Consider the following 24284-nt stretch of genomic DNA (forward strand, 5'->3'; position numbering starts at 1 on the left):
CGCACACCGTAGTCGAAGGGGGTGAGCCGCACGCGGCGGTTCAGCGCACGTAGACCAGCAGCACGGTGGTCAGAACGGTGCACATGGCGAGCATCGTGGCGATCCCGGTCATGGCCGCGCCGGCCGACAGGAGCACCCGCGTGAGCATGCCGAGAACTCGGCGGAGAAGTTTGGCCAGGCCCAAGACCAGCGCCAACGCGCCCATCATGACCATGACGACGACAGGCGACCACTCGGTGGTCCCGGACGATTGGGCAAACGCGGTGAGCGTGTTCATAGCGACCCCCGGATGGCTTCCTGGGTGAACTTCACCTCGAGTCACTGAAGTTGACTGAACCTCAGTAACTTGAGGGTAAGACAGGTGTACTTGAGTGACAAGCCCCTAACGGGGGTACTGGGGCGTGACTTTTCTCCGCAATAGTGTATGTTTCCCTCTTCAGCTGATACGCTGAAGTTCACTGAAGGGCGCTCGGACGTGTCTGACGTGGTCGTAACCGGGGATTCCCGCTTGTTGGCGTACCGCCTCCGGGCGCTACGCGAGGAACAGTGGCCGGACGTAGCGATCACGCAAAGTGATCTCGCCGAGGCGTTCAGTGCCGACAAGCCGGCAAGCGTGCCCCTCCTGTCGTCGTGGGAGAGCCGCACCAAGCCGAAGACGCCCCCGCTGCACCGCCTGGCCGCCTACGCCACGTTCTTCGCCACCAAGCGCTCCGTCGCCCAGCGCCCGTACCGGCTGATCCCGGTGGACGAGCTGACCGCCGACGAACAGCGCCGCCGCGACGAGCTCCTGCGCGAGCTCACGGACCTTCGGGCCGCCGAACAACGCGAAGTCGGCACGCCGCCCGTGGCGGACCGTCGCGACTCCGGCTTCTGGTACTTCGACGACCGCCACGTGATCACCATCGTGGTGGCCCAGCTGCCGGCCGACATGCGGGCGAAGATGCCCTACTCGGACCCGACCCAGCCGGACTACGTCGAGCTGTACACGTACGCCGACCTGGACGCCCTGATCGAACTGCACGGCCACATCCGCGCGATCAACCCGCGCAGCCAGGTCAACTTCCGCATCGCGTCGGACCTCGAACCGGACGACTACACCACCCACCTCGTGCTGCTCGGCGGCGTGGACTGGAACGTGCTCACGCGCGAGCTGCTGCGGCGGGTCGAGATGCCCGTGACCCAGGTCGCCCGGCACGACGAGTCGGAGGCGGGTGGGTTCGTGGTGCGCGGCGGCGAGGCCGGGGAACGCCTCTTCGCGCCCAAGCTGGCCACCTTCGGCGGGCACGAGGTCCTGCTGGAGGACGTCGGACACTTCTACCGCGGCACGAACCCGTTCAACCACAAGCGAACGGTGACGATCTGCAACGGCCAGTACGGCAGGGGAACCCTCGGCGTCGTGCGGGCTCTGACCGACGGCAGGTTCCGCGACCGCAACGCGGACTACCTGAAGCGGCGATTCCCGGACCTGGACTCTTACAGCATCCTCACCAGGGTGATGGTCGTGAACGGCCAAGTGGTCACGCCGGACTGGAACCTGCCGGAATCCCGGCTCTTCGAATGGCCGGAGGGCCAGAGTTGAACGCCGCAGCCCACGCGCCGACCGGAACCCTGATGCACCCCGGAGCCCTCGGGCAAGCCCAGCCGCACAGCCCCCGGTCGTCGAACCACCATGGTTCCCACCGGCACCTGCTGACCCGCGACGCCGTCGCCGCACCGGCGAAGGTGGACGCGATCATCGTGCCCACCTCGCGGCCCGTCGCCTACCTGGAGAACGTGGTCGCGCTCGCCAAGCACCACCGGTGCATGCTCGTCACGCTGTGCAGCCGCCGTTCGTCCGCGGACGCCGCCACGGCACTCGCCGAACACGCCGGCGTGGAGATCGTCGCCGTCGACATCGCCGAAGCGCCTCCCAGCCTGATCCCGGAGTTCCGGACCACGACGATGCTGCGCGGCGGCAGGTTCGACCGCCGCACCGACACCAGCCTGAAGCGCAACCTGGGCCTGCTCCTGGCGGCGGTCGCCGGGTGGGAGCGGGTCGTCTACGTGGACGACGACGTCGTGATCCCGCGGCCCGAGGACCTGGGCGACGCCGTGGGCCTGCTCGACCGGTTCGTCGGTGTCGGGCTCGCGGTCGGCGGCTACCCGGACAACTCCGTGGTGTGCCACGCCTACCGCGAGGCCGGCGGCGACCAGGACACGTTCATCGGCACGGGTGCGCTCGCGGTCGGCCGGGAGTCGTTCACGTCGTTCTTCCCCAACATCTACAACGAAGACTGGTTCTTCCTCCTCGACGACACCGGGTTGGCGCCGTCGGCGGTGACGGGCCTGGCGATCCAGCAGCCGTACGACCCGTACCGGGACACCATGCGGGCCCGTACCGAAGAGCTCGGCGACTGCCTCGCCGAAGGTCTGTTCGGGCTGTTCGACACCGGGCACGACCTGACCGAGGCCACCGTCGGGTACTGGCGGTGGTTCCTGGCCCGGCGCAGGCGGTTCATCGACGAGGTCATCACGAGGGTCACCGACACCCAGCCCGACGGTCCCGCCAAGCTCCGGATGATCGACGCCCTGAAAGCCGCCCGCGGCCGCAACCGCCTCATCGATCCGCAGCTGTGCGTGGACTACCTCACGGAGTGGCGTGCCGACCGCCAGGTGTGGCGCGACCACGTCGAAACCACCCGTCGCGGCTACGGCGGCCAACCCGTGCAGAAACTCCTGGCAGACCTCGGCATGTTGCACCGGTACCGCCCCGGAGCGTGACGGGTCAGCCGGTCAACCGGGCCAGCCGGCGGCGGACCTCCGCTGCCTCGGGAGCGCCGAGGTCGAGGTAGATCTCCAGCGCGAGACTCCACCGTTCCCGGGCTTCGGCCACCTTTCCCAGCGCCTCGTACGCGTTGGCGAACCCTTCGTGCGCCTGCGCCTGCTCATGCCGGTCGCCGATGTCCCGTGCGATGGCGAGTGCCAGTTCGTGGCACGCCAGCACCTCGTCCGTCACCTCCACGCGCCGCATCGCGTTGCCGAGCCCGTTGAGCGCTTCCGCCTCCAAGCCGCGGTCGTGGGTGGCGCGGGCGAGGTCCAACGCCTCCTCGTGGTAGGCCTTGGCTTCACCGTGACGATCCAGGTGCTGGAGTGCGACGCCGATGTCGTTGAGCGCGTAGCCCTGCCGCGGTCGGTCGTCGGTCTCCCGGAACAGCGCCAGCGCCCGTTGCGCGTGCTCGACCGATTCTTCGTGACGCCCCAGCCGGTGGAGCACGAGCCCCATGTTGTTGAGCACCTGGCCCTGACCCGTGCGGTCGCCCCCGCTCTCGAACAGCCGAAAAGCGGCCGAACCGCAGGACAGGGCGTCGTCGTGCCGGCCGAGGTGCATTTGCACGTGGCCGAGGTCCGCCAGCGCCAACGCCTCCACGAGCGGACTGCCCGCCCGCCGAAGCATGGTGATCGCCTGTTCCAAGTGGTCACGGGCTTCCGCGTAGCGACCCAGGCGCTGGTAGACGACGCCGAGGTTGTGCAACGCCCGACCCTCGGCCGCGTCGTCGCCCCGGTGTCGGCCGGCGGTCACCGCGAGGGAGTGCAGCGTGACGGCGTCGTCGAAATGGCCGTGTATGTCGAGGAACCGGTAGAGGGTCGTGGACAGCAGGGTCGCGTAGACCGCCCAGGTGGTGTCCACCGTCTGGGCCGCCACCGCCGACAGCGTGGCGCGTTCGGCCTCCAGCCAGCGCACCGCCTGGGCGTCGTCCACGAGGTGCGCGGGTGATCCACCGTCCGCCGGGAGCGTCGGCCGCCGGTCCCGTTCCTGGGGGAAGAGGATGTCCATGGCCAGGGACGCGGTGTGCAGGAAGAAGTCGAACAGCCGCTCCAGCGCCGCCTGCTGCGCCTCCTCGGACTCCTCCTGTGATGCGAGGTCGGCCGCGTAGACGCGGAGCAGGTCGTGCATCTGGTAGCGGCCGACCGCAGTGCGTTCCAGCAGGTGCGCGCGGACCATGGAGTCGAGGAGCCGACGCACCCTCGCCGGCGTGGTGTCGATCAGGACCGCGGCGCTGACCGGGTCGAAGTCACGGCCGGGATGCAGGCCGAGCAGGCGGAACGTGCGGGCCTGCTCGGGTTCGAGGTTCCGGTAGGACCACGACAGCACCGCTCGCACCGCCGTGTACGGATCGTCCCCGGCGTCGAGCAGGTCGAGCCTGCTCTGCTCGTCCGCCAGGTCCATGACGAGTTCGGCGAGCGTCACCTCCGAGCTGCCGGTGACGAGGTCGGCGGCGATCCGGAGCGCCAGGGGCAGGCGGGCGCAGTGGCGGACGAGGGAGTCGGCGGCCTCCGGCTCGGCGTCGACCCGGGGGCCGATCAGCATGCGCAACAGGGCGACAGCTTGATCGTGCGGCAGGAGGTCGAGGTTGACGCGGCGGGCGCCGTCCCGGGAGACGAGCCCGGGTAAGGCGTCACGGCTGGTGACGAGCACCAGGCACGAGGACGTTCCGGGAAGCAGTGGCCGGACCTGGTCGGCGGAACGCGCGTTGTCCAGCACGATCAGCATCCGGCGGCCGGCGGCGATGCTGCGGAACCTCGCCGCGCGTTCGTCCGCGTCGTGGGGGATGTCGGAGTTCGGCACGCCCAACGAGCGCAACAGGCCCGCGAGGGCTTCCGCGGGAGGCACCGGCTTGTCCGGGCTGTACCCGTGCAGGTTGACGTAGAGCTGGCCATCGGGAAACCGGTCGCTCACCCGGTGCGCCCAGTGCGTGGCGAAAGCCGTCTTGCCGACACCGGCGGTGCCCGACACCGCGGAGATCACCAGCGCCGCTGTCGACGGAGGCCCCTCGGTCGACGCCAGGAGCAGGTCCAGCTGGGCGAGCTCCTCCAACCGGTCGGTGAACGCGTGCACGTCGGGCGGCAACTCGTGCGGAGGCGGGACCGGGTCGGAGCGGGTGGAATGCAGGTGCACGCCTCCCGTGATCGCGCCCGCCTGGACGACCGCGCCCGTCGTGCTGGACATGGTGTTGGCCACGTCGGCCCCGTGCTCGTTCGACATCCAGAGCCTCCCACCGGATGTCCCGAGCGTATCGATCTCCGGCGGGGGCAAGTACGCCCAAGAGGCCACGCCGGCGTGCTGCCCTGGTCGAGCCGCACGGCTCCCATGTGGCGGAACGCTCAGTTCTGCGCGCTCGCCGGCGATTAGGCTCGCCTGCTGGAGCGCGGACGAGTGGGAGGCGTGGCATGACGAGCACCGATGGTCGGCAGAAGTGGCTGACCGTCGCCGAGGAACTGGCCACGGCGTTGCGGGTGGACGCGGCGGAGCGGGATCGGCGCGGTGCGGAGCCGGTGGCCGAGGTCGACGCGCTGCGACGGTCCGGTGTGCTGGCGATCGGTGACTGGGCGACGCAGCAGGCGGTCACCCGGGTGGTCGGCGCGGCCGACGCCAACGTCGGGCACCTGCTCGGCTACCACTACCTCCAGGTCTGGCGCAGCGGGCTGTTCGACAGCGTGTCCGTGCCGGTGGGCGACGACATCTTCTGGGCAGGGGTCAGCAACCCCCTCGACGCGGCGCTTGAGCTGCGGTCCGTCGACGGCGGGTTCGAGGTCACCGGGCGCAAGACGTTCGCCACCGGCGCCTCGGTGGCCGACCGGCTCGTTGTCAGCGCCACCCACACCGAGACCGCCGACAAGATCACGTTCACGCTCGACGCGAAGGCCGACGGCATCACCTACGCGGGCGACTGGGACAACATCGGCCAACGCCTCACGGCCAGCGGCGGAGTGGTGTTCGACCACGTCCACGTGCCCGCTGACCAGGTGCTCGGCGCGCACGACGACACCAGCCCGCGCCTCTCCCTCGCCGGCCTCGGTTTCCAGCTCGTGCTCGCCCAGCTGTACGTGGCGATGGCCGAGGGCGCGCTGGCCGAAGCCGCCCAGTACACCCGCACGACCACCCGCCCGTGGTTCCTCAGCGGCGTCGACAAGGCCACCGCGGACCCGTACATCCTGGGCACCTACGGCGAGCTGGTGTCCGAGACGCAGGCCGCCGGCTTCCTCGCCGACCACGCCTCGGACAAGCTGCGCCAAGCCTCCGAACGCGGCGCCGACCTGACCAGGAACGAACGCGCCGAGACCGCCGCCGCCATCTCGTCCGCCAAGGTCGTCGCCACGAAGGTGGCCAACCAGACCACCAGCCGGGTGTTCGAGCTGTGCGGGGCCCGCGCCACGGCGGGTGGGTACGCGTTCGACCGGTTCTGGCGCAACGCCCGCACGCTCACCCTCCACGACCCGGTCTCGTACAAGGCCCGCGAGGTCGGCGCGTACTTCCTCACCGGCGAGCACGCCCCGTACACCGGGTACAGCTGATGGAGCCGTTGCTCGCACGCAGCGTGCGCCTCGAAGACGACGGCGTGCACATCCTGGACCGGCGGAACTTCCCGTTCGAGAAGACGTGGGTGCGCTGCGGCACGGTCGCCGAGGTCGCCAAGGCCATCGAGGACATGGTCACGCAGTCCTCCGGCCCGTACTTCGCCGCGCTGTGGGGCATGGTGCTGGCCGCCCGGGAGGCCCGCGGTCTGCCGCGTGCCGAAGCCCGCGCCTACCTTGACCAGGCCGGACAGCTGCTGATCGCCACCCGCCGCACCAACAACCACCTGGGCAAGGCCGTCGCCGCAGTGCTTGCCGGAGTGGACGAGGACGACGACCTCGAAGCCGGAGCGCTCAAGGGCGCGAAGGCGGGGGACGAGCGGTACCGGACGCGCAGCCGCAAGCTCGGCGAACACACCGCCAAGCTGCTGCCGGACGAGGGCGCGGTGCTCACGCACTGCTGGGCCGACCTCTACCTGACCGAGACCGTCACCGCAGCTCAAGGCATGGGCAAGCGTTTGCGATTCGTCTGCACGGAGACCCGCCCGTACCTCCAGGGCGCTCGCCTGACCGCGGAAACGCTGGGGGAGATGGGCGTCGACACGACCCTCATCACCGACGGCATGGGCGCGGCCGTCATGTCGACCGGTGATGTCGACGTGCTGCTCACCGCCGCCGACCGCGTCACCATGGACGGGCACGTGGTCAACAAGGTCGGCACGCTCGGCCTGGCGATCGCCGCGCACGCGTTCGACGTGCCGTTCCTGGCCATGGTGCAGGCGCCGGACCGGCTCGCGCCCACCGCCGCCGACGTGCCGATCGAGTACCGGCCGGGCGACGACGTGCTGCACACCCTGGGCCGCCGCACGGCCACCGAACGGGCGCGCGGCCTGTACCCGGCTTTCGACATCACGCCGCCGCGGTTCGTGACGAAAGTGGTGACCGACCGCGGTGCGTACGCTCCGCACGGCCTGGCTGATTACTACGTTGAGGAACGTCCATGAGTGAGTGGGTTGTGCTGGACATCGAGGGCACGCTCAGCGCCACCGACCAGGTCCTGGTCACGCTGTACGGCTACGCGCGACCGCGGCTCGGCCCGTGGATCGACGAGCACCCGGACGACCCGGCCGTGGTCGAGGCCGTCGCGCAGATCCGTGAACTGTCCGGTGTGGACGGTGGCACGGGCGAGCTGGTGCGCGTCCTGCACGGCTGGATGGACGCCGACCAGAAGGTCACCCCGCTGAAGACGTTGCAGGGCTTGATCTGGCAGCAGGGTTACGCCCAGGGTGACCTGGTCGCCGAGTTCTTCCCGGACGTGGTGCCCGCCCTGCGCAAGTGGCACGACGAGGGCAAGAACCTGGCGGTGTTCTCGTCGGGCTCGGTGGCCGGCCAGGTGGCGTTCTTCGCGCACACCACGGACGGCGACCTGACGTCGTTGTTCGAGTACCACTTCGACACCGTCAACGCGGGCCCGAAGCGCGAGGCCGGGTCGTACCTGAAGATCGCGTCCGTGCTCGACTCCGGTGACATCACGTTCTACTCGGACGTCCCCGCGGAACTGGACGCCGCCGTCGAGGCGGGCTGGCAGACGGTCGGCGTCGCACGCCCCGGCGAGCCCTACGGCGACGCGGACTTCGGTCCACACCGGACGGTCGACGCCCTGTGACGCCGGGTGAGGCGCTGGCCGCGGAGTGCGCCCGGTACACCGCGATGGGCTGGATGCGCGGCACGTCGGGCAACCTGTCCGTGGTCGTGGACCGCGACCCGCTGCGGCTCGCGGTTACGGTCAGCGGCAAGGACAAGGGCGAACTCACGCCCGACGACGTCGTGATCATCGACGCCGACGGCCGTACGGACGACCCGGTGCGCGTGCCGTCGGCCGAAGCGGGCCTGCACGGGCGGATCGCGGCGGTGGCGGGCGCGGGCGCTGTGGTTCACGTGCACGCCCTCGCCCCGGTGATCGCGGCCGAGTACTGGCCGGACGGCGTCGAACTGAGCGACCTGGAGATGCTGAAGGGCTTCGGGCGGCAGGCGCACGAGACCGTCCTGATCCCGGTCGTGCCGAACAGCCAGGACATGCGGGTGCTCGGTGACGCGTTCGAAGCCGACTTCCGCGCGGACGTCCCGGCCTTGATAGTGGCCCGGCACGGGGTGTACGTGTGGGGTGACGACCTGCACCAGGCCCGGCACCGGCTGGAGTGCCTGGAGTGGCTGTTGCGCTTCAAAGCCGAAACTCGCAGGAGGTAGGCGCGATGACGTTGCTGACCGTGTGGCCGGACACCGACCCGGAGACCGTGGTGGTGCGCACCGCCGACCCCGCCGAGATCGCCGTGGAGCTGAAGCAGCTGGGCGTCCGGTACGAGCAGTGGCCGGTCGTACCCGGTGTGACCAGCGAGAACGCGCTGGAGGTGTACGCCGAGCAGGTTGCCCGCGTCACGGAGACCGAGGGCTACATCCTGGTCGACGCGATGGAGATGACCCCGTCGGACGACCCGGAGTGGCTGGAGTCGGCCGGACAGGCGCGGCTGAAGTTCCTCGCCGAGCACACCCACGACGACGACGAGGACCGGTACTTCGCGCGCGGCTCCGGGGTGTTCTACCTGCACGTCAGGGAACGGGTCTACGCGATCCTGTGCGAGGCGGGCGACCTGCTGAGCGTGCCCGCGAACACCACGCACTGGTTCGACATGGGCACCCGGCCGGACTACGTGTCGATCCGGTTCTTCCACGACGACGACGGCTGGGTCGGCAACTTCACCGGCAGCGAGATCGCCCGGTCGTTCCCGACGTTCGACGTGCTCACGGCGGGTCACCGAGCGAGCTGATCTCGGCGGCGAGGTTGGCCTTGGCGCTTGCCTCCCACCGTTCACGCGCGTGCGGCGTGACGTACAGCGGGTCGCGCTCGGCGAGGGTGCGCAGGACTTTCGCCCGGCCGACCCGCCACGCGTCGTCCGGGACGTGCGCGTACTCGGTGCGCACGGCGGTCCGGTAACGCTCGTAGGTGGCCGGATCGGAGCCGAGGATGGCCAGGTCGGCGTCCAGGAGCAGGCACGTCAGCGGGTCGTCCGACGCGTGGTTCACCGTGGCCAGCACCAGCCGGGCCACTTCGTCCGCCTCGGGGAGACCGGCGAGCCGTTCGCGGACCCAGTCGGCGCTGCGGCGCTCGTCGTCACCCGGCTTGCCGTCGTAGACGACGTCGTGGGCCAACGCGGCGAGCGTCAGAACGGCTCGTTCACGCGCGGTGCGGTCGTCGGCTTCCGCGAGGACGTTCACGTCTCGGACTACGGCCAGCACGTGGTCGGTGTTGTGGTAGCCGCGGTGCGACTCGGCGTAACGGTCCGCGAGGTCGCCGGCGTCGTGCGCGCCGCCCAGCTCCCGGACCGCCTCGTGCCACCTGGCCCCCAGCTCACGCCCAGCCTGTTCACCCATGCGGCAACCTCACCGTGAAAGCCGCGCCGCCCTCGGGCGCGGGACCGGCCTCGATCGTGCCACCGAGTCTGGTCACGAGACCGTGCACCAACGCCAACCCGACGCCCGTGCCGACCGGCCGCGACCGCTCGTACTTCGCGTGCAGCGCCCCCTTCCGGAACGCCACCCGGTAGTCCTCTTCGGACAGCCCCGGGCCGCCGTCCCGCACTTGCAGCACGTCGCCGAGCGACAGCACCACCGGCCGACCGGCGGGTGTGAGGCGCAGCGCGTTCTCCAGCAGCCCGTCCAACACCTGCCGCAGTCGGCGGGCGTCGGTGGTGCGGACGGTCGGGTGCGGCGGCAGTTCGAGGCGGAACTCGACACCCTTCGCAGTGCACCGGGCCCGCCACACCTCGGCGGCACTGGAGACGAGTTCGGTCAGGTCGACCGGCGCGAGGTCGACCCGGAAGTCGTCCGCGCCCAGCCGGGCCAGGTCCAGCAGGTCGGTGACCAGCCGGTCGAGCCGGTGCGCCTCCTGCTGGATGGTCCGGCCCACCGCCGGCACGTCCGGCCCGGTCACCACCCCGTCGGCCAGCGATTCGGCGAACCCGGTCACCGCCGTCAACGGCGTGCGCAGCTCGTGCGACACGGACAGCAGGAACTCCCGCTGCCTGGCCTCACTGCGTGCCAACGCCTCGGTCAGCGCGTTCACCGCTCCACCAACCTCGGCTACCTCCGCGGGACCGTGCTCGGGCGCCCGCAGATCCCGCCGTCCACCGCTCATCGTCCGTGCGACGGCCGCCGTCTGCCGCAGCGGGCGGGCGACCAGCTTGCCGAGCAACAACCCGGCCAACGCCGCCACCACCAGCCCGACACCCAACGCGAACGTGATGTTGCGCAACAGCTTCCGCCCCGGCCCGTCACCGGTCGCGGTCTCCTGCACGAGCGCGACACCGGACCGGACCTCCACCAGCCGGGTGCCGACCGTGCCGGACGTCGTGCCGGCCGCCCGCACCGCGCGCACCGCCCGCGGATCACCGGCCAGACCACCGTCCGGGCCGATCAGCACCACCGCGATGCCCTGCCCCCGCAACACCTCGACCACCCGCAACCGACCGACCCGGCCCGTCTCGCCGACCTGCTCGGCCACCACGTCCGCCTGGTCCGCCAACGCCTCGCGCATCACCTCGCGGGACGACGTGAGCACCAACCGGGCCGACACCAGACCGGCCACCACCACCGCGACCCCGGCAACGGCCAGGCACAGCGCGGTGATCCGGAACGCCAGACTCGTGCGCTTCACGTCGCCTCAGCTGAGTAGCCGACCCCGCGCACGGTCCGAATCGGACTGCCGTCACCGAGCTTCGCCCGCAACTGCGCGACGTGCACGTCCACCGTCCGCGTGCCCGCCGCCGCCGCGTAACCCCACACCGCGCTCAACAGCTGCTCTCGCGCGAACACCCGCCCCGGCTGCCGCATCAGGTGCGCCAACAGGTCGAACTCGGTCGACGTCAGCCCCACCTCGACGTCACCGACCCACACCCGCCGCCGGTCGCCGTCCAGCCGCACGTCCCCGACCACATGAACCGGGTTGACCTGCGGTGACGACCTCCGCAGCACGGTGCGGACGCGGGCCACCAGCTCACGCGGGCTGAACGGCTTGGTCACGTAGTCGTCCGCGCCCAGCTCCAGCCCGAGCACCCGGTCCACCTCGTCATCGCGTGCGGTCACAAAGAGGACCGGCGTCCAGTCACCCGCCGCGCGCATCGCCCGGCACACCTCGACGCCGTCCAGTCCGGGCAGGCCGACGTCCAGCAGCACCGCCACCGGCTTCAGCCGCCGCACCGCCGCCAACGCCGCGTGCCCGTCCGCCTCCACGTGCACCCCGAACCCATCCCGCCGCAGGTAGAGGCCGACCAGGTCGGCGATGGCCCGTTCGTCCTCCACGACCAGCACGAGTCCTCGCACGCCGCGAATCGTGGCACGGGAGGAGTCGCGATCAGGGCCGCGAGGACGTTCGGGTTCGGTAAAGGTCGCGGACCCGCGTCCAGCACTTTCCGTACAGCGCGCGCAGCTCCAGCCAGAACGCCAGGTCGCCCGCCGGGTAGGTGATCGGCTTGTCGAACAGGCTGTTCGCGCACGCCACGTCCCACCCGACCGGGCCGTGCCAGGCGTCCTCGAAGTCGTTCCACACCGGACCGTTCGGGGTGATCAGGACGTTGCGGGCGTGCGAGTCACCGTGCAGGGGCTGCGTCGGCTCGTCCGGCCATCGTGCGGCCACCGCGTCCCGTGCCGCGATCAGCTCCGCCGGCCGTCCCAACAGCGACAGTGCCGCGTCCAAATCGGACAAAGGTCCCATCTCGGGCAGTTGTCCCGGGAAGTGTCGCAGTTCGGCGTGCAACTCGGCCAGCATCGCCGCGAACGACACCCGGTCCGGCCGCCGGTCCGGATCGTGCTCGACGTGCCGGGCGAACGCGACCACCAGACCCGCGTGGCGCACCGGCTCCGGTCCGTACGGCTCCACCACGGGAACCCCGCGCCCGGCGAGGAACCGGCTCAGTTCGTCGGCCCGGCGGAAGTTCCCGAGAACGTCGGCACGCACCAACGCCGTCACCGTGGCCACCCGTGCCACCACCGGGGCCGGTCGAAGTCGCACGAGCAGGTTGTAGCCGTCCTTCAGCACCTCGGGGTCGTCGCCCGGCAAACCCAAGCGGCTGGCCAACACCCGGACTTCGCGCAGCACAGCGGCCGTTTCCACGCCTACATCCTGACATTCCACCCGGACGTGTCATAACGGATTGGTATCGAAGTGCACTGTCCAAACAGGAACAAGCCGATAGTCCATTCGGCGGATCTGCTGATCGGCTGAATGGTTCATCGAGTCGGATGGGAGCGTCCATGCGCACGGCATCTCGCACTCTGTTCGGAAAAGCCCTCCTGTTGGCCATGGTCGCGGTGGGTGTGCTGGCTTCCGGGGCGTCGGCCCAGCCGCCGCCCGAGTCCGGAGACCCGCGCGCCACCGCGCACGCCGGCAACATCGACATCGGTCAACCCGGTGACGCATGCGATGAGCTGGGCCTTCCCGGCAACGAGTCGGTGATGCCCGAGGGCACGTACACCAGTGATGGCACCTTCATCGACATCACCGGCGCCCATCCCGACGGCGTGGTCACCGGGGTCATCGTCAAGGGCGGCCCCGCCTACAACGTCTACCCGGCCGGCAATCTCGGTGCGCTGCCCTGGCTCGACCTGCACTCGCCGCTGAACGAGAGCGGCAAGAAGCCCGCGGAGATCAGCCACTGGTTCGTCTGTGTGGACGTTCCCACGACGACGACCACCACGACCACGACGACCACGACCGTGCCCGGGACGACCACGACGGTGCCGGGCACGACCACGACGACTCCCGGCGTGACGACCACGACCGTGCCGGGCACGACCACGACGACCGGGCCGGCCGCCACCACGACCACGACGAAGAAGCCCGCTCCCGCCGTTGTCGGCTCGGATGACGAACTCGCCGCCACCGGTGTCAACAACCTGTGGCTCCTCATTGGAGGGTCGGCCCTGGTCCTGGCCGGTGTGGGCGCACTTCTGGCGTCGAAGCTCCGCAACCGACTGCGTCGCTGAGTCCGAAGGGGAGAGACGCTCCACATCACCGGTGCGTAACGATCGGGCGGCAACCCGTTTCATACGAATGGGCTACCTCGATAGAGGGATGGCCGATGCGGTTCGATCCATCGGTCAGCCCTCGACCCCTGCGGAGCAGCACCCATGCGCATGAACCCCCGCCGCCTGTTCGGAGCAGCGACGCTGCTTGTCGTCACCACCGGTGGTCTCCTCCTGGGCGGCACAGCCTCGGCGACGCCGACCCCCGTCGAGCCCGACCCTCGCGCGGTCATCGTCGAGGGGAACCTCGAATGGGACCACCCGAACGTCTGCGCGACGGCCGGTCTGACCGGCACCGCGATGGACGGCGACCTGCCGGACGGCTCCACGAAGACGACGCTGCCCCACACCGCGGACGGCCTGCGGTCGATCACCATCACGGGCGGCCTTGAGGGCTACACCGTGACCGGTGTCGTCGTCAAGGGCAGCAACGACTCCAACGTCTACACCGCTGAGAAGCTCGGCGAGCTGAACTGGGAGAAGCTGGTCGCGCCGAACAACTCCAGCGGCGCTCCGGCGGACATCAGCCACTGGTTCTTCTGCGTGGAGAAGGACGACTCGGTCACCACGACCCCGTCCACCCCGGTGACCACCACCACGCCGTCCACCCCGGTGACCACCACGACGACGGACGCGCCCGGCGTTACGACCACCACCGCACCCTCCACCACGGCTCCCGTCACCACGACGGAAGCCCCCGCGACGACCACCACCACGGAAGCCGGCGCAGTGGCCGGTCCCGGTGACGACGAGCTCGCCAGCACCGGCTTCAACGGCGGCTGGATGCTGATCGTCGGCCTGGCCCTGGTGGCCGCAGGCGCCGCGTTCGTGGCGTCGCCGAAGCTGCGCGGCCTGCTGCGCCGCTGACCGACGTCGACCGACCCGGGAATCCCGCCCGGTGACCCGACGTAGGACCCGGCACCACACCGAGGGCCGCCTCCGCAACCAGCGGGGGCGGCCCTCGGTGTGTGTGACCTGCGCTACCTGGCTTGATCCAGGGAGCAGCCCAGCGCAGAGGCCCGCGACACCCCCGTCTACGATCCGATGAGCCGGCGGCGCCACCCACCGGCAATGCCAGAACCAGACAGTGCAGGAGGCACCGTGACGGCCGTAGCCCCGCAGCCGATCGCAACGCGGCCCTTCGGGACTCGCGACGCGGTCAAGGGTTCGTTCCTGCTGCGGATGTTCCGCACCACGGACCACAAGCAAATCGGCATCATGTACCTGATCACGTCGTTCGCCTTCTTCATGGTCGGCGGCGCGATGGCCATGCTGATGAGGACCGAACTGGCACGCCCGGGTATGCAGTTCCTGTCGCAGGAGCAGTTCAACCAGCTGTTCACCATGCACGGCACGGTGATGCTGCTGCTCTACGCGACCCCCATCGTGTTCGGCTTCGCCAACTTCGTCCTGCCGCTCCAGATCGGCTCGCCGGACGTCGCGTTCCCGCGGCTCAACGCGTTCTCGTACTGGCTGTACCTGTTCGGCGGCCTGATCGTGATGGCGGGCTTCCTCACGCCGGGTGGCGCGGCCGACTTCGGCTGGTTCGCCTACACCCCGCTGTCGAACGCCATCCACTCGCCCGGCGTCGGCGCCGACCTGTGGATCTCCGGTCTGATCGTCGGTGGTCTCGGCACCATCCTCGGCGCGGTCAACATGATCACCACCGTGGTCTGCCTGCGGGCGCCCGGCATGACCATGTTCCGGATGCCGATCTTCACCTGGAACATCCTGGTGACGTCCGTGCTGGTGCTGCTGGCGTTCCCGATCTTGACCGCCGCGCTGTTCGGCCTGCTGGCGGACCGCCACCTCGGCGCCCACGTGTTCGACCCCGCCAACGGCGGCGTGATCCTGTGGCAGCACCTCTTCTGGTTCTTCGGACACCCCGAGGTCTACATCGTCGCCTTGCCGTTCTTCGGCATCGTCTCGGAGATCTTCCCGGTGTTCAGCCGCAAGCCGATCTTCGGCTACAACGGCCTGGTCTACGCGACGCTGGGCATCGCGGCGCTGTCCGTGGCCGTGTGGGCGCACCACATGTACGCCACCGGCGCGGTGCTGCTGCCGTTCTTCGCGTTCATGACGTTCCTGATCGCGGTGCCGACCGGTATCAAGTTCTTCAACTGGATCGGCACGATGTGGAAGGGGCAGTTGACGTTCGAGACCCCGATGCTGTTCAGCATCGGCTTCATCGTCACGTTCCTCTTCGGCGGTCTGTCCGGCATCCTGCTGGCCGCGCCGGCGATCGACTTCCACGTCTCCGACACGTACTTCGTGGTCGCGCACTTCCACTACGTGCTGTACGGCACGATCGTGTTCGCCACCTTCGCGGGCATCTACTTCTGGTTCCCGAAGATCACCGGCCGGATGCTGGACGAGCCCTTGGGCAAGCTCCACTTCTGGACCACGTTCCTCGGCTTCCACGCCACGTTCCTGGTGCAGCACTGGCTGGGCAACGAGGGCATGCCGCGCCGGTACGCGGACTACCTGGCCAGCGACGGCTTCACCACGCTGAACACGATCTCCACGATCGGCGCGTACATCCTGGGCGCGTCCACGCTGCCGTTCATCTGGAACATCTTCAAGAGCTACCGCTACGGCGAGACGGTCAAGGTCGACGACCCGTGGGGCTTCGGCAACTCGCTGGAGTGGGCCACGTCCTGCCCGCCGCCGCGGCACAACTTCACCGAGCTGCCGCGCATCCGCTCGGCCCGCCCGGCGTTCGAGCTGCACTACCCGCACATGATCGAGCGGCTGCACAGCGAGGCGCACGTGACGTTCACCGGCAAGGCGATCGCGCACGAGGACGCCAAGCCCGCGCCGTCCGAGCTGGCCGCCGCCGCTGTGCAGTCCGGCACAGCCTCGGAGCACACCGAGGGCGACCACAAGTAACGCTTGTAACCTGAGCACAGGTTCAACGACGAGCCCCGACGACCAGCGTCCGATCCCCTCGGCCGAGGTCGCCGGGGCTCGCCGCTGTCTGGCATAGGAGCCATCAGTGACCAAGCCCAGTGGGATCAAGATCAGCGCCACACCCGTCCTGATCACGGTCACCGGACCGGACAAGCCGGGGGTGTCCTCGGTGCTGTTCGCGGTGCTCACCCGGCACGGCGTGGAGATCCTCGACGTCGAGCAGGTCGTGATCCGCGGCCGGCTGGTGCTCGGCGTGCTCGTCGCCGCCCAGCACGACCCGGAGGGGTTGCAGGAGTCCGTCGAGCAGGCCATGGCGACGGTGTCCATGCACGTCGAGGTGGAGATCGGCGCCGATTCGAAGCGCACCGCGCGGCTGGAGTCCAGCCACGTGCTGATCCTGCTCGGCCGCCCGGTGACCGCCCGCGCGTTCACCGAGGTGGCCCGGCGGCTGGCGTCGCTCGGCGTGAACATCGACGCGATCCGGGGCGTGGCCGACTACCCCGTCACCGGCCTTGAGCTGCGGGTTTCCGTGGCGGACGACACGCCGGAGAGTGATGCGCAGCTGCGGTCGGCGTTGGCCGAGGTGTCGGTGCGCGGCGGGCTGGACATCGCGGTGGAGCGGGCCGGGCTGACCAGGCGGGCGAAGCGGCTGGTGGTGTTCGACGTCGACTCCACGCTGATCCAGGGCGAGGTGATCGAGATGCTGGCCGCGCACGTCGGGGTGGAGCCGCAGGTCAAGGAGATCACCGACCTGGCGATGCGGGGCGAGCTGGACTTCACCGAGTCGCTGCGGCGGCGGGTGGCGCTGCTGGAGGGCCTGGACGAGTCGGTGCTGGACGAGGTCGCGGAGTCGCTGGAGCTGACGCCCGGCGCCCGGACCACCATCCGCACGTTGAAGCGGCTCGGGTTCCGCTGCGGTGTCGTGTCCGGCGGCTTCACCCGCGTCATCCAGCGCCTGGTGGACGACCTCGAGCTGGACTTCTGCGCGGCCAACGAGCTGGAGGTCGTGGACGGGAAGCTGACCGGCCGGGTCGTCGGCGAGGTGGTCGACCGGGCGGCCAAGGCGGTGGCGTTGCGGCGGTTCGCGGACGAGCAGGGGATCACGCTGGCGCAGACCGTGGCGGTCGGCGACGGCGCGAACGACATCGACATGCTCGGCGCGGCCGGTCTGGGCATCGCGTTCAACGCCAAGCCGGCGTTGCGCGAGGTCGCGGACACCGCGTTGTCACACCCGTTCCTGGACGCGGTGCTGTTCGTGCTCGGCGTGACGAGGGCCGAGGTGGAAGCCGCCGACGCCGCGGACGGGCTGGAGCTGAACCGGCTGTGAACCCGATCCTGCGGCTGCTGGTCGACCGGACGTTCCGGGACCCGGAAGACCCGGAGTCGGTGCGGGCGATGCCGGTGGTGCTGCGGATCGAGCGGTCCGCGCCGCCGTCCCGGACCGCCCTGCTGGAGGCCGCTGCCGCCGCGGCGATCGCGGTCTGCCTGGACGAGCGCGCCGAGCCCGAGGGGGAGTGGCACGACGAGCTGGTGGCGTGGGTGCACGGGCGGATCCGGAAGGTGACGCGGCGGGCACGGGGCGCGCACTGGGAGGCCGTGCAGGCGTTGCCGGGCGTGACGATCACCGTGGGCGACGCGTCGGTGCGGGCGTTCGTGCCGGGGCGGGTCGTGGACCTGCCCAAGGAGCTGAGCCGGTTGCAGATCTCGGGCAGCGAGCTGCCACCGGACGAGCCCGGTCCGGTGCCCGCCGGCGCGTACGAGCTGTGGCTGAACCCGCGCGTCGAGATGACGGCGGGCAAGACGGCGGCCCAGGTCGGCCACGCGTCGATGCTGCTCGCGCCGCACCTGACCGAGACCGAGCTGAAGGCGTGGGCGGCGCTGGACTACCGGTGCGCGGTCCGCACACCGGCCAAAACCGCGTGGGACGCTCTCGTGGCACGGCCGGGCGTCGTGATGGTGCGGGACGCCGGGTTCACCGAGGTCGCCCCTGGCACCGCCACGGTGGCCGTCAACAGGCCCTGACGTTTCGGATGCCCGGTTTGCGGTAACCATCCCCGGCGTGGGCCTGTTGGACGTGCTGGACGCCAAGCTCGGCGACGGGCTGGAGAGCCTGATGTGCGCGCACCACGCCCGGAGGCTGCACAAGCTGGGGTGGGGCTCGGTGTTCTCCGCGTCCACGGGCTGGTGGACGCCCAGCCGGCCGGTGCGTGCCGGCAACCGGATCGAGGTGTTGATCGATGGGCACGAGCTGCTGCCCGCGATCGCGTCGGCCATTTCGTCGGCGCGGAGGTCCGTGTACATCGCCGGGTGGTGCGCCAGCCCCGACTTCCGCCTGACCCGTTCGGCCGGCTCGCCGACGTTGCGCGAGTTGTTGGCGTCCGCGGCGGATCGCGTGCCGGTTCGGGTGCTGCTGTGGGCCGGCCCGCCGCTGCCATTGTTCGAGCCGACCCGCCGGCGGGTGACGGAGGCGCGGGCGGATTTCGTGCGCGACAGCGCGGTGAAGTGCGTGCTGGACGGGCGGGAGCGGACGTTCCACTGCCATCACGAGAAGATCGTGGTGGTGGACGACGAGGTGGCGTTCGTCGGCGGGATGGACATGACCGCGGTGGAGGGGGACCGGCACGACTCCGCGTCCCACCCGCCTCGGGAACCGTTGGGCTGGCACGACTTGGGCACGCGGCTCGAAGGTCCGATCGTCGCGGACGTCGCCGAGCACTTCCGGCAGCGGTGGCAGGAGATCGCGGGGGAGTCCCTGCCTGAGGTGACGCCTCCGGCGCCTGTCGGCTCGTCGTCGGCGCAGCTCGTGCGGACGATCCCGGAGCGCACCTACAAGTTCGCTGAGCGTGGCGAGTTCAGCCTGCTCGACTCGTACCTGCGGGCGCTGCGTTCGGCTGCACGGCTGGTCTACGTGGAGAACCAGTTCCTGTGGTCTCCTGAGGTCACCGAGGTCCTGATCGAGAAGCTGCGCACCCCGCCGGACCCGAGGTTCCGCGTCGTCCTGGTCCTGCCGCGCAAGCCGACCAACGGCGCCGACACCACGCGCGGCCAGTTGGGCCGGTTGCTGGACGCCGACGACGGCCGCCACCACCTGATCGCCGCAACCCTGTCCTCGCACGACGGCGAAACGTCCTCGTCGGTCTACGTGCACGCCAAACTGGCGATCGTGGACGACCGCTGGCTGACCATCGGCTCGGCCAACCTGAACGAGCACTCGCTGTTCAACGACACCGAGGTCAACGTGGTGACCGACGATCCCGGGATCATCCGCGACACCCGCCTGCGCCTGTGGTCCGAACACCTCCAGCGCCCGATCCCGGACGTTTCCGGGCCGGCGCACGACGTGGTCGACAACCTCTGGCGCCCCACCGTGAAGTCACCCGATCGACACCGCGTCACCGCCCTGCCCGGCGTCTCCCGCCGAGCCGGCCGTCTGCAAGGCCCCCTGCGCGGCCTCCTGGTGGACGGCTAGTTGTTGGCCGCGTCGAGGCGTTTCAGCGCCGCCTTCACGATCTCCGGGTCGTACGTCGTCCAGAACGGCGGCAGCGACGCCCGCAGGAACCCGCCGTAACGCGCCGTCGCCAGACGGGGGTCGAGGACGGCCACCACGCCCTTGTCGTTCATCGACCTCAACAGCCGCCCGGCGCCCTGGGCCAGCAGCAGAGCCGCATGGGTCGCCGCCACGGTGAGGAAACCGTTGCCGCCCCTCGACTCCACCGCCTTCTGCCGCGCCGACGCCAGCGGGTCGTCCGGGCGCGGGAACGGGATGCGGTCCATCACCACCAGCGACAGCGCCGGCCCCGGCACGTCCACGCCCTGCCACAGCGACAACGTCCCGAACAGGCACGTCTCCGCGTCCTCGGCGAACCGCTTCACCAACTGCCCCGTGGCGTCGTCACCCTGGCACAGCACGGGGTAGCTCACCTTGCCCCGCAACGCCTCCGCCGCCGCCTTCGCCGCGCGCATCGACGAGAACAGCCCCAGCGTGCGACCACCGGCCGCGTTCACCAGACCCTCGATCTCGTCCACATAGGACGGTGGTAGCCCGTCACGCCCCGGCGGTGGCAAGTGCCGTGCCACGTAAAGGATCCCGGCGCTCCCGTGCTCGAACGGCGACCCGACGTCCAGCCCGCTCCACCGCGGCCCGCTCGTGTCCGACGGCGGCTCCTTGTCGGTCGCCGTCCCCTCCGCCTTCGTCGCACCGGACGCCGCCGGCAGCCCCCACTGCCGCGCCAACGTGTCGAACGTGCCGCCCAACGTCAGCGTCGCCGACGTCAGCACCGTGGTCCGCTTCCCGAACAGCCGCTCCCGCAGCAGCCCGCCGACCCCCAACGGCGCCACCCGCAGCGACGGCGCCTTGTTCCGGTCCGCGAAGTCGCCCGACACCCACACCACGTCGTGGTCCTCGTCGAACGCGCCCAGGATCCGCGCCGCGCAGTCGTGCACCTCGTCCAGCAGCGACAGCGCGAGCTTGCGGGACGTGGCGCCGTCCACGTCCTCCTTGCGCTCCGGCCCCAACGAGCTGATGCACGCGTGCGCCGCGTCCTTCGTCGCACGCAAAGCACCGGCCAACGCCTGCGGCAGGCTGTCGAGCCGACCGACCGGCATGTCCTCCAGGATCATCGCCAGACCGTCGCTCGCCTCGGCCATCCGGTCGGCCACGCTCTGGTCGATGAGCCGTCCGCACCGCCGCGCGGCCGTGGAGACGAGGGACGCGCTCAGCTCCTCGGTCGCCACCGACGTCACCCGGTCGACCAGGTCGTGCGCCTCGTCGATCACCACCACGTCGTGGTCGGGCAGGACCTGGTAGCCCTCCAGCGCGTCCACGGCGAGCATCGCGTGGTTGGTCACCACGACGTCCGCCTTGCCGGCGACGGCCCGTGCCTTCTCCGCGAAGCAGTCGACGCCGATCGGGCACTTGTTCACGCCCAGGCACTCGCGCGCCGTCACCGAGACCTGCCGCCACGCCTGGTCCGTGACGCCGGGCACGAGTTCGTCGCGGTCACCGGTCTCGGTGTCGGACGACCACTCGTGCAGGCGCTTGATCTCGCGGCCCATCTTGGACACGGCGAACGGGTCGAACAGGCCCGCGTCCTCCGGCTCGTCCGGAGCGCCGGTGTGCAGGCGGTGCATGCAGAGGTAGTTGCGGCGGCCCTTGAGGATGGCGAACCGCGGTTCGCGGCCCAACACCTTGGTCAACGCCTTGGCCAGCCTCGGCAGATCGCGGTCCACCAGCTGGCGTTGCAGGGCGATCGTGGCGGTGGAGATGACGACCGTGGACTCCTCGGCCACCGCGTGCCGCAGGGCCGGCACCAGGTACGCCAGCGACTTGCCGGTTCCGGTGCCCGCCTGGACGGCCAGGTGCTCGCCCGTCCGGATCGACCGTTCGACGGCCTCGGCCATGTCCACCTGACCCTGACGTTCGGCTCCGCCCACCGCCTCCACGGCAACGGCGAGCAACGTCCGGGTGTCGGGGATGGCGGTGGTGGCGGGCACGGCGAAGACCGTACCCGCCCACACCGTCAACCCGGGCCGGGACTCTCGTGCTTACTTGCGGTTGATCAGAGCCCAAGCGGCCGGGAGGAGCCCCGCGGCGAGGGCGATCTTCAGCGCGTCACCGAGCAGGAACGGCGTCACGCCCAGTTGCAGCGCCTTGCCGAACCCGACCCCGGCAGCGGCCATCAGCCACGGCACACCGCAGGCGTAGATCGCCAGGTTGCCCAACGCCATCGTGCCGACGGTGCGGAACGGCGTCCGGTCACCGCCCCGCGCGGCCAGGTGGCCGACCATCGCGGCGGCGAACACGAACCCGACCACGTACCCGAGCGACGCGGGCATGCCCGACGAACCGCCCTGGAACCACGGGACGCCGGCGACTCCGGCGATCAGGTAGAGCACCATCGAGGCGCCGCCGCGCTGCCACCCGAGGGCGGCGCCCACCAGCAGGGCGGCGAACGTCTGGCCGGTGAGCGGCACGGGGCTGCCCGGGATGGGGAGCGCGACCTGGGCGGCCAGCCCGGTCAGCCCGGCGCCCGCGACGACCAGGGCGATGTCACGCGCGAGGGCGCCAGGTACCAGGTCGGCGAGCACCGCGCGGCGGCCGGGAACGGCGAGGACGGACACTTGTGGGACCTCCCAGAGGATCGACTTCTCCCGGAGGTTAACCGCCGATCACCGGTCCGGTCTTTGTCGAACCTCTACAAAGTTGGGCACGTCACGCGAGAGCCGGGCCGGCCGCACGCCAGAGCCCCGCCGGAACCCCCCCCCGACCTACACCGGAACCGCACCGACGTCACACCGGAGCCGCTCGAACATCGCGCTGGGGCCGGGCCGACCCCACACCGGAGCCGCTCGAACATCGCGCTGGGGCCGGGCCGACCCCACCCCGGAGCCGCGCGAACATCGTGCTGGGGCCTGGCCGACCCCAACCCCGGAGCCGGGCCGACCTCGCGTGAAGCCGGGCCGACCTCGCGTGAAGCCGGCCGACGCCGCGCCAGAGTTCCGCGCAAGCCCTCGCCGTGCGGTGTTCGTGTTCGTGCGATGTCCGTGCGATTCGGCGACGTTGGTGCGAAGTCAGCGGTCGAGGGCGACTTTGGGTGTGATCCGTTCGGTGTTCCGGCGGGTCTTCGTCCAGCCGTTGCGCCCGCGCGCCAAGCGGATGACTGCTCGCCACGACGTGATGTAGAACGTATAAATGTAGATTGCATACACAAAGCCGTAGCCGAAGGCCCGCCACAGGCCCAACGAGGGGTGGCACCGCATTCTGTATACCGGGCCCCACAGCACGAACGGCAGGAGGCCGAAGATTCCGTATACAGTGAACAGGATCCAGGCGCCGTCGATGAACCACGCCCACACCTCAGTGGGCGAAGTGGTGGCCCGGTGCGCTAGCAGGATCAGCGGGATGGGGTAGATGAGCGTCCCGAGCAGTTGCATCCACGGCTGGGCCAGGTAGTACATCATCTCCGCCGCACCCAACGTCGACAGGTGCGGCGACGCCCAGATCCGCCGCACATAACGCATGCACTGCATGGTTCCCTGCCCCCACCGGGTGCGCTGCGCGAGGAACCTGCGCAAGCTGTACAACCCCTCCTGGTGCACGTGCGTGTCCATCGTGAACCCGGTCCGCCACCCAGCAGTCAACAGGTGCACGCCAAGCTCGAAGTCCTCCAACAACGACCCACGCCACGGCTGCCCAACCCGCCCCGCGATGGAGTCGAGCGCCGACAACCGCGTGAACTGCCCGTTGCCACCCATCGAGATCGTGCCGGTCACCCCTCGTGACAGCTGGATCGCCGCGATCGCGGTCCGGAACTCCAGGTCCTGCATCCGCACCAGCAGTCCGCCGAAGAACCGCCGCCACCGCGACACGCCCTCCTGCCGCACCCCCGCGTTCACCATCCGCACGTCCACCTGCACCGCGCCGATCGTGGCGTCACCAAACAGGTGGTCCGCCGCGCACACCTCCAGGCAGTTGGGCGCGGGCCGTCCGTCGGCGTCCACCACCACGATCACGGCGCGATCGGCATCGGCGTGCCGACCCATCCACAGCTTCAACGTCCGGTAAGCGTCGTTCAGCGCGTCACCCTTGCCGGTGCGCGCATGCGGCCGGTGCCGCCGCACGAGGTGGATGTTCGGGTCGCCATGGAACCCGCGCACCACCGCCACCGTGCCGTCGTCGGAGTCGTCGTCTATGACCCACACGTGCGCACTGGGGAACGAGGCCCGCAGGTACCCGACCGTGTCACCGATGACCGCTTCCTCGTCCCGGCACGGCACCAGGAAGTGCCACTCGAACGCCTCGGGCCGACCGACAGGCCGCGGCTTGTGCCGCAGGTACGGGACGACGATGAGGAACACGTACGTCACGAACGCCACGCTCATCGTCAGCGCCAACGCCTGGGTGAACCCCAGCAGGACGTCGAAGTTCAACGGCGCCTCCGCGGCGAGGAGTACGTCGGCGCGCC

General features: G+C 70.3%; 22 protein-coding genes. 13 read left to right on the forward strand and 9 right to left on the reverse strand.

All coding sequences use genetic code 11. The features are described 5' to 3' along the window. Positions 1-40: 40 nt before the first annotated feature. On the reverse strand, positions 41-277 hold the full coding sequence (locus F4560_RS38545) for a hypothetical protein (RefSeq protein WP_184927983.1): 237 nt from the start codon (positions 275-277) through the stop codon (positions 41-43). A 198-nt stretch (positions 278-475) separates the two neighbouring features. Between F4560_RS38545 and F4560_RS38550 the strand changes: the two genes are divergently transcribed. Together F4560_RS38550 and F4560_RS38555 are read left to right on the forward strand one after the other, a co-directional pair. Beyond that, positions 476-1579, forward strand: a complete 1104-nt coding sequence (locus F4560_RS38550; RefSeq protein WP_312869726.1) for an XRE family transcriptional regulator — start codon at positions 476-478, stop codon at positions 1577-1579. Next, positions 1576-2760 carry a hypothetical protein gene (locus tag F4560_RS38555; protein ID WP_184927984.1) on the forward strand — a complete coding sequence of 395 codons (1185 nt, stop codon included), beginning with the start codon at positions 1576-1578 and terminating at the stop codon, positions 2758-2760. Before F4560_RS38550 ends, F4560_RS38555 begins: the two co-directional genes overlap by 4 nt. A gap of 4 nt (positions 2761-2764) precedes the next feature. Here F4560_RS38555 and F4560_RS38560 read toward each other — a convergent pair whose 3' ends face one another. Continuing rightward, entirely contained in the window at positions 2765-5023 is a 2259-nt protein-coding gene (locus F4560_RS38560) for an ATP-binding protein (RefSeq protein WP_184927985.1), read from the reverse strand. 185 nt (positions 5024-5208) lie between these two features. Here F4560_RS38560 and F4560_RS38565 point away from each other — a divergent pair, with 185 nt between their 5' ends. From F4560_RS38565 to F4560_RS38585, 5 genes are read left to right on the forward strand one after another with little or no spacing between them, the layout of a single operon-like run. Continuing rightward, a complete protein-coding gene (locus tag F4560_RS38565; RefSeq protein WP_184927986.1) occupies positions 5209-6333 on the forward strand; it encodes an acyl-CoA dehydrogenase family protein in 1125 nt (374 codons plus the stop codon). Then, the gene (locus F4560_RS38570; protein WP_184927987.1) at positions 6333-7337 is read left to right on the forward strand and encodes a s-methyl-5-thioribose-1-phosphate isomerase; all 1005 of its coding nucleotides are present in this window, start codon (positions 6333-6335) and stop codon (positions 7335-7337) included. The genes F4560_RS38565 and F4560_RS38570 overlap by 1 nt, the downstream gene beginning before the upstream one ends. Continuing rightward, positions 7334-7999, forward strand: coding sequence for an acireductone synthase (gene mtnC, locus F4560_RS38575; protein ID WP_184927988.1), 666 nt, complete (start codon positions 7334-7336; stop codon positions 7997-7999). The genes F4560_RS38570 and mtnC overlap by 4 nt, the downstream gene beginning before the upstream one ends. Then, positions 7996-8580: a methylthioribulose 1-phosphate dehydratase gene (gene mtnB / locus F4560_RS38580; protein ID WP_184927989.1), complete on the forward strand. Its 585-nt coding sequence runs from the start codon at positions 7996-7998 to the stop codon at positions 8578-8580. The genes mtnC and mtnB overlap by 4 nt, the downstream gene beginning before the upstream one ends. Before the next feature lie 5 nt (positions 8581-8585). Further along, positions 8586-9158, forward strand: a complete 573-nt coding sequence (locus F4560_RS38585; protein ID WP_184927990.1) for a 1,2-dihydroxy-3-keto-5-methylthiopentene dioxygenase — start codon at positions 8586-8588, stop codon at positions 9156-9158. Here the strand turns inward: F4560_RS38585 and F4560_RS38590 are convergent. From F4560_RS38590 to F4560_RS38605, 4 genes are read right to left on the reverse strand one after another with little or no spacing between them, the layout of a single operon-like run. Continuing rightward, a complete protein-coding gene (locus F4560_RS38590; protein ID WP_184927991.1) occupies positions 9133-9762 on the reverse strand; it encodes an HD domain-containing protein in 630 nt (209 codons plus the stop codon). The genes F4560_RS38585 and F4560_RS38590 overlap by 26 nt on opposite strands. Beyond that, a complete protein-coding gene (locus F4560_RS38595) occupies positions 9755-11044 on the reverse strand; it encodes a HAMP domain-containing sensor histidine kinase (RefSeq protein ID WP_184927992.1) in 1290 nt (429 codons plus the stop codon). The genes F4560_RS38590 and F4560_RS38595 overlap by 8 nt, the downstream gene beginning before the upstream one ends. After that, positions 11041-11709, reverse strand: a complete 669-nt coding sequence (locus F4560_RS38600) for a response regulator transcription factor (protein ID WP_184927993.1) — start codon at positions 11707-11709, stop codon at positions 11041-11043. The genes F4560_RS38595 and F4560_RS38600 overlap by 4 nt, the downstream gene beginning before the upstream one ends. 31 nt (positions 11710-11740) lie before the next feature. Then, a complete protein-coding gene (locus F4560_RS38605) occupies positions 11741-12499 on the reverse strand; it encodes a phosphotransferase (protein WP_184927994.1) in 759 nt (252 codons plus the stop codon). A gap of 140 nt (positions 12500-12639) precedes the next feature. Here F4560_RS38605 and F4560_RS38610 point away from each other — a divergent pair, with 140 nt between their 5' ends. The 6 genes from F4560_RS38610 (at position 12640) to F4560_RS38635 (ending at position 19789) form a co-directional block, all read left to right on the forward strand. After that, complete coding sequence (locus F4560_RS38610) at positions 12640-13371, forward strand: hypothetical protein (protein WP_184927995.1); 732 nt, start codon at positions 12640-12642, stop codon at positions 13369-13371. Positions 13372-13515: 144 nt separating this feature from the next. Then, positions 13516-14277 carry a hypothetical protein gene (locus tag F4560_RS38615; protein ID WP_184927996.1) on the forward strand — a complete coding sequence of 254 codons (762 nt, stop codon included), beginning with the start codon at positions 13516-13518 and terminating at the stop codon, positions 14275-14277. A 234-nt stretch (positions 14278-14511) separates the two neighbouring features. Continuing rightward, positions 14512-16299: an aa3-type cytochrome oxidase subunit I gene (ctaD, locus tag F4560_RS38620; protein ID WP_184927997.1), complete on the forward strand. Its 1788-nt coding sequence runs from the start codon at positions 14512-14514 to the stop codon at positions 16297-16299. A gap of 130 nt (positions 16300-16429) precedes the next feature. Continuing rightward, a complete protein-coding gene (gene serB, locus F4560_RS38625; RefSeq protein ID WP_184929642.1) occupies positions 16430-17647 on the forward strand; it encodes a phosphoserine phosphatase SerB in 1218 nt (405 codons plus the stop codon). After that, on the forward strand, positions 17644-18342 hold the full coding sequence (locus F4560_RS38630; RefSeq protein WP_312869728.1) for a peptidyl-tRNA hydrolase: 699 nt from the start codon (positions 17644-17646) through the stop codon (positions 18340-18342). The genes serB and F4560_RS38630 overlap by 4 nt, the downstream gene beginning before the upstream one ends. A gap of 37 nt (positions 18343-18379) precedes the next feature. Then, complete coding sequence (locus F4560_RS38635) at positions 18380-19789, forward strand: phospholipase D-like domain-containing protein (RefSeq protein ID WP_312869729.1); 1410 nt, start codon at positions 18380-18382, stop codon at positions 19787-19789. Here the strand turns inward: F4560_RS38635 and F4560_RS38640 are convergent. From F4560_RS38640 to F4560_RS38650, 3 genes are all read right to left on the reverse strand, one after another. Then, entirely contained in the window at positions 19786-21813 is a 2028-nt protein-coding gene (locus tag F4560_RS38640) for an ATP-dependent DNA helicase (RefSeq protein ID WP_184927998.1), read from the reverse strand. The genes F4560_RS38635 and F4560_RS38640 overlap by 4 nt on opposite strands. 51 nt (positions 21814-21864) lie before the next feature. Next, positions 21865-22440 (reverse strand): biotin transporter BioY, encoded by a 576-nt coding sequence (locus tag F4560_RS38645; RefSeq protein WP_184927999.1) that lies wholly within the window; start codon positions 22438-22440, stop codon positions 21865-21867. A gap of 450 nt (positions 22441-22890) precedes the next feature. Further along, complete coding sequence (locus F4560_RS38650; protein ID WP_512700357.1) at positions 22891-24249, reverse strand: XrtP-associated glycosyltransferase; 1359 nt, start codon at positions 24247-24249, stop codon at positions 22891-22893. Positions 24250-24284: the final 35 nt, after the last annotated feature.

The sequence above is a fragment of the Saccharothrix ecbatanensis genome (assembly GCF_014205015.1).
Lineage (GTDB): Bacteria > Actinomycetota > Actinomycetes > Mycobacteriales > Pseudonocardiaceae > Actinosynnema > Actinosynnema ecbatanense.

Coding starts and splice junctions, on each gene's coding strand:
- F4560_RS38545 (WP_184927983.1), bottom strand. CDS start 277: ATGAACACGCTCACCGCGTTTGCCCAATCGTCCGGGACCACCGAGTGG.
- F4560_RS38560 (WP_184927985.1), bottom strand. CDS start 5,023: ATGTCGAACGAGCACGGGGCCGACGTGGCCAACACCATGTCCAGCACG.
- F4560_RS38565 (WP_184927986.1), top strand. CDS start 5,209: ATGACGAGCACCGATGGTCGGCAGAAGTGGCTGACCGTCGCCGAGGAA.
- F4560_RS38570 (WP_184927987.1), top strand. CDS start 6,333: ATGGAGCCGTTGCTCGCACGCAGCGTGCGCCTCGAAGACGACGGCGTG.
- mtnC (WP_184927988.1), top strand. CDS start 7,334: ATGAGTGAGTGGGTTGTGCTGGACATCGAGGGCACGCTCAGCGCCACC.
- F4560_RS38585 (WP_184927990.1), top strand. CDS start 8,586: ATGACGTTGCTGACCGTGTGGCCGGACACCGACCCGGAGACCGTGGTG.
- F4560_RS38590 (WP_184927991.1), bottom strand. CDS start 9,762: ATGGGTGAACAGGCTGGGCGTGAGCTGGGGGCCAGGTGGCACGAGGCG.
- F4560_RS38610 (WP_184927995.1), top strand. CDS start 12,640: ATGCGCACGGCATCTCGCACTCTGTTCGGAAAAGCCCTCCTGTTGGCC.
- F4560_RS38615 (WP_184927996.1), top strand. CDS start 13,516: ATGCGCATGAACCCCCGCCGCCTGTTCGGAGCAGCGACGCTGCTTGTC.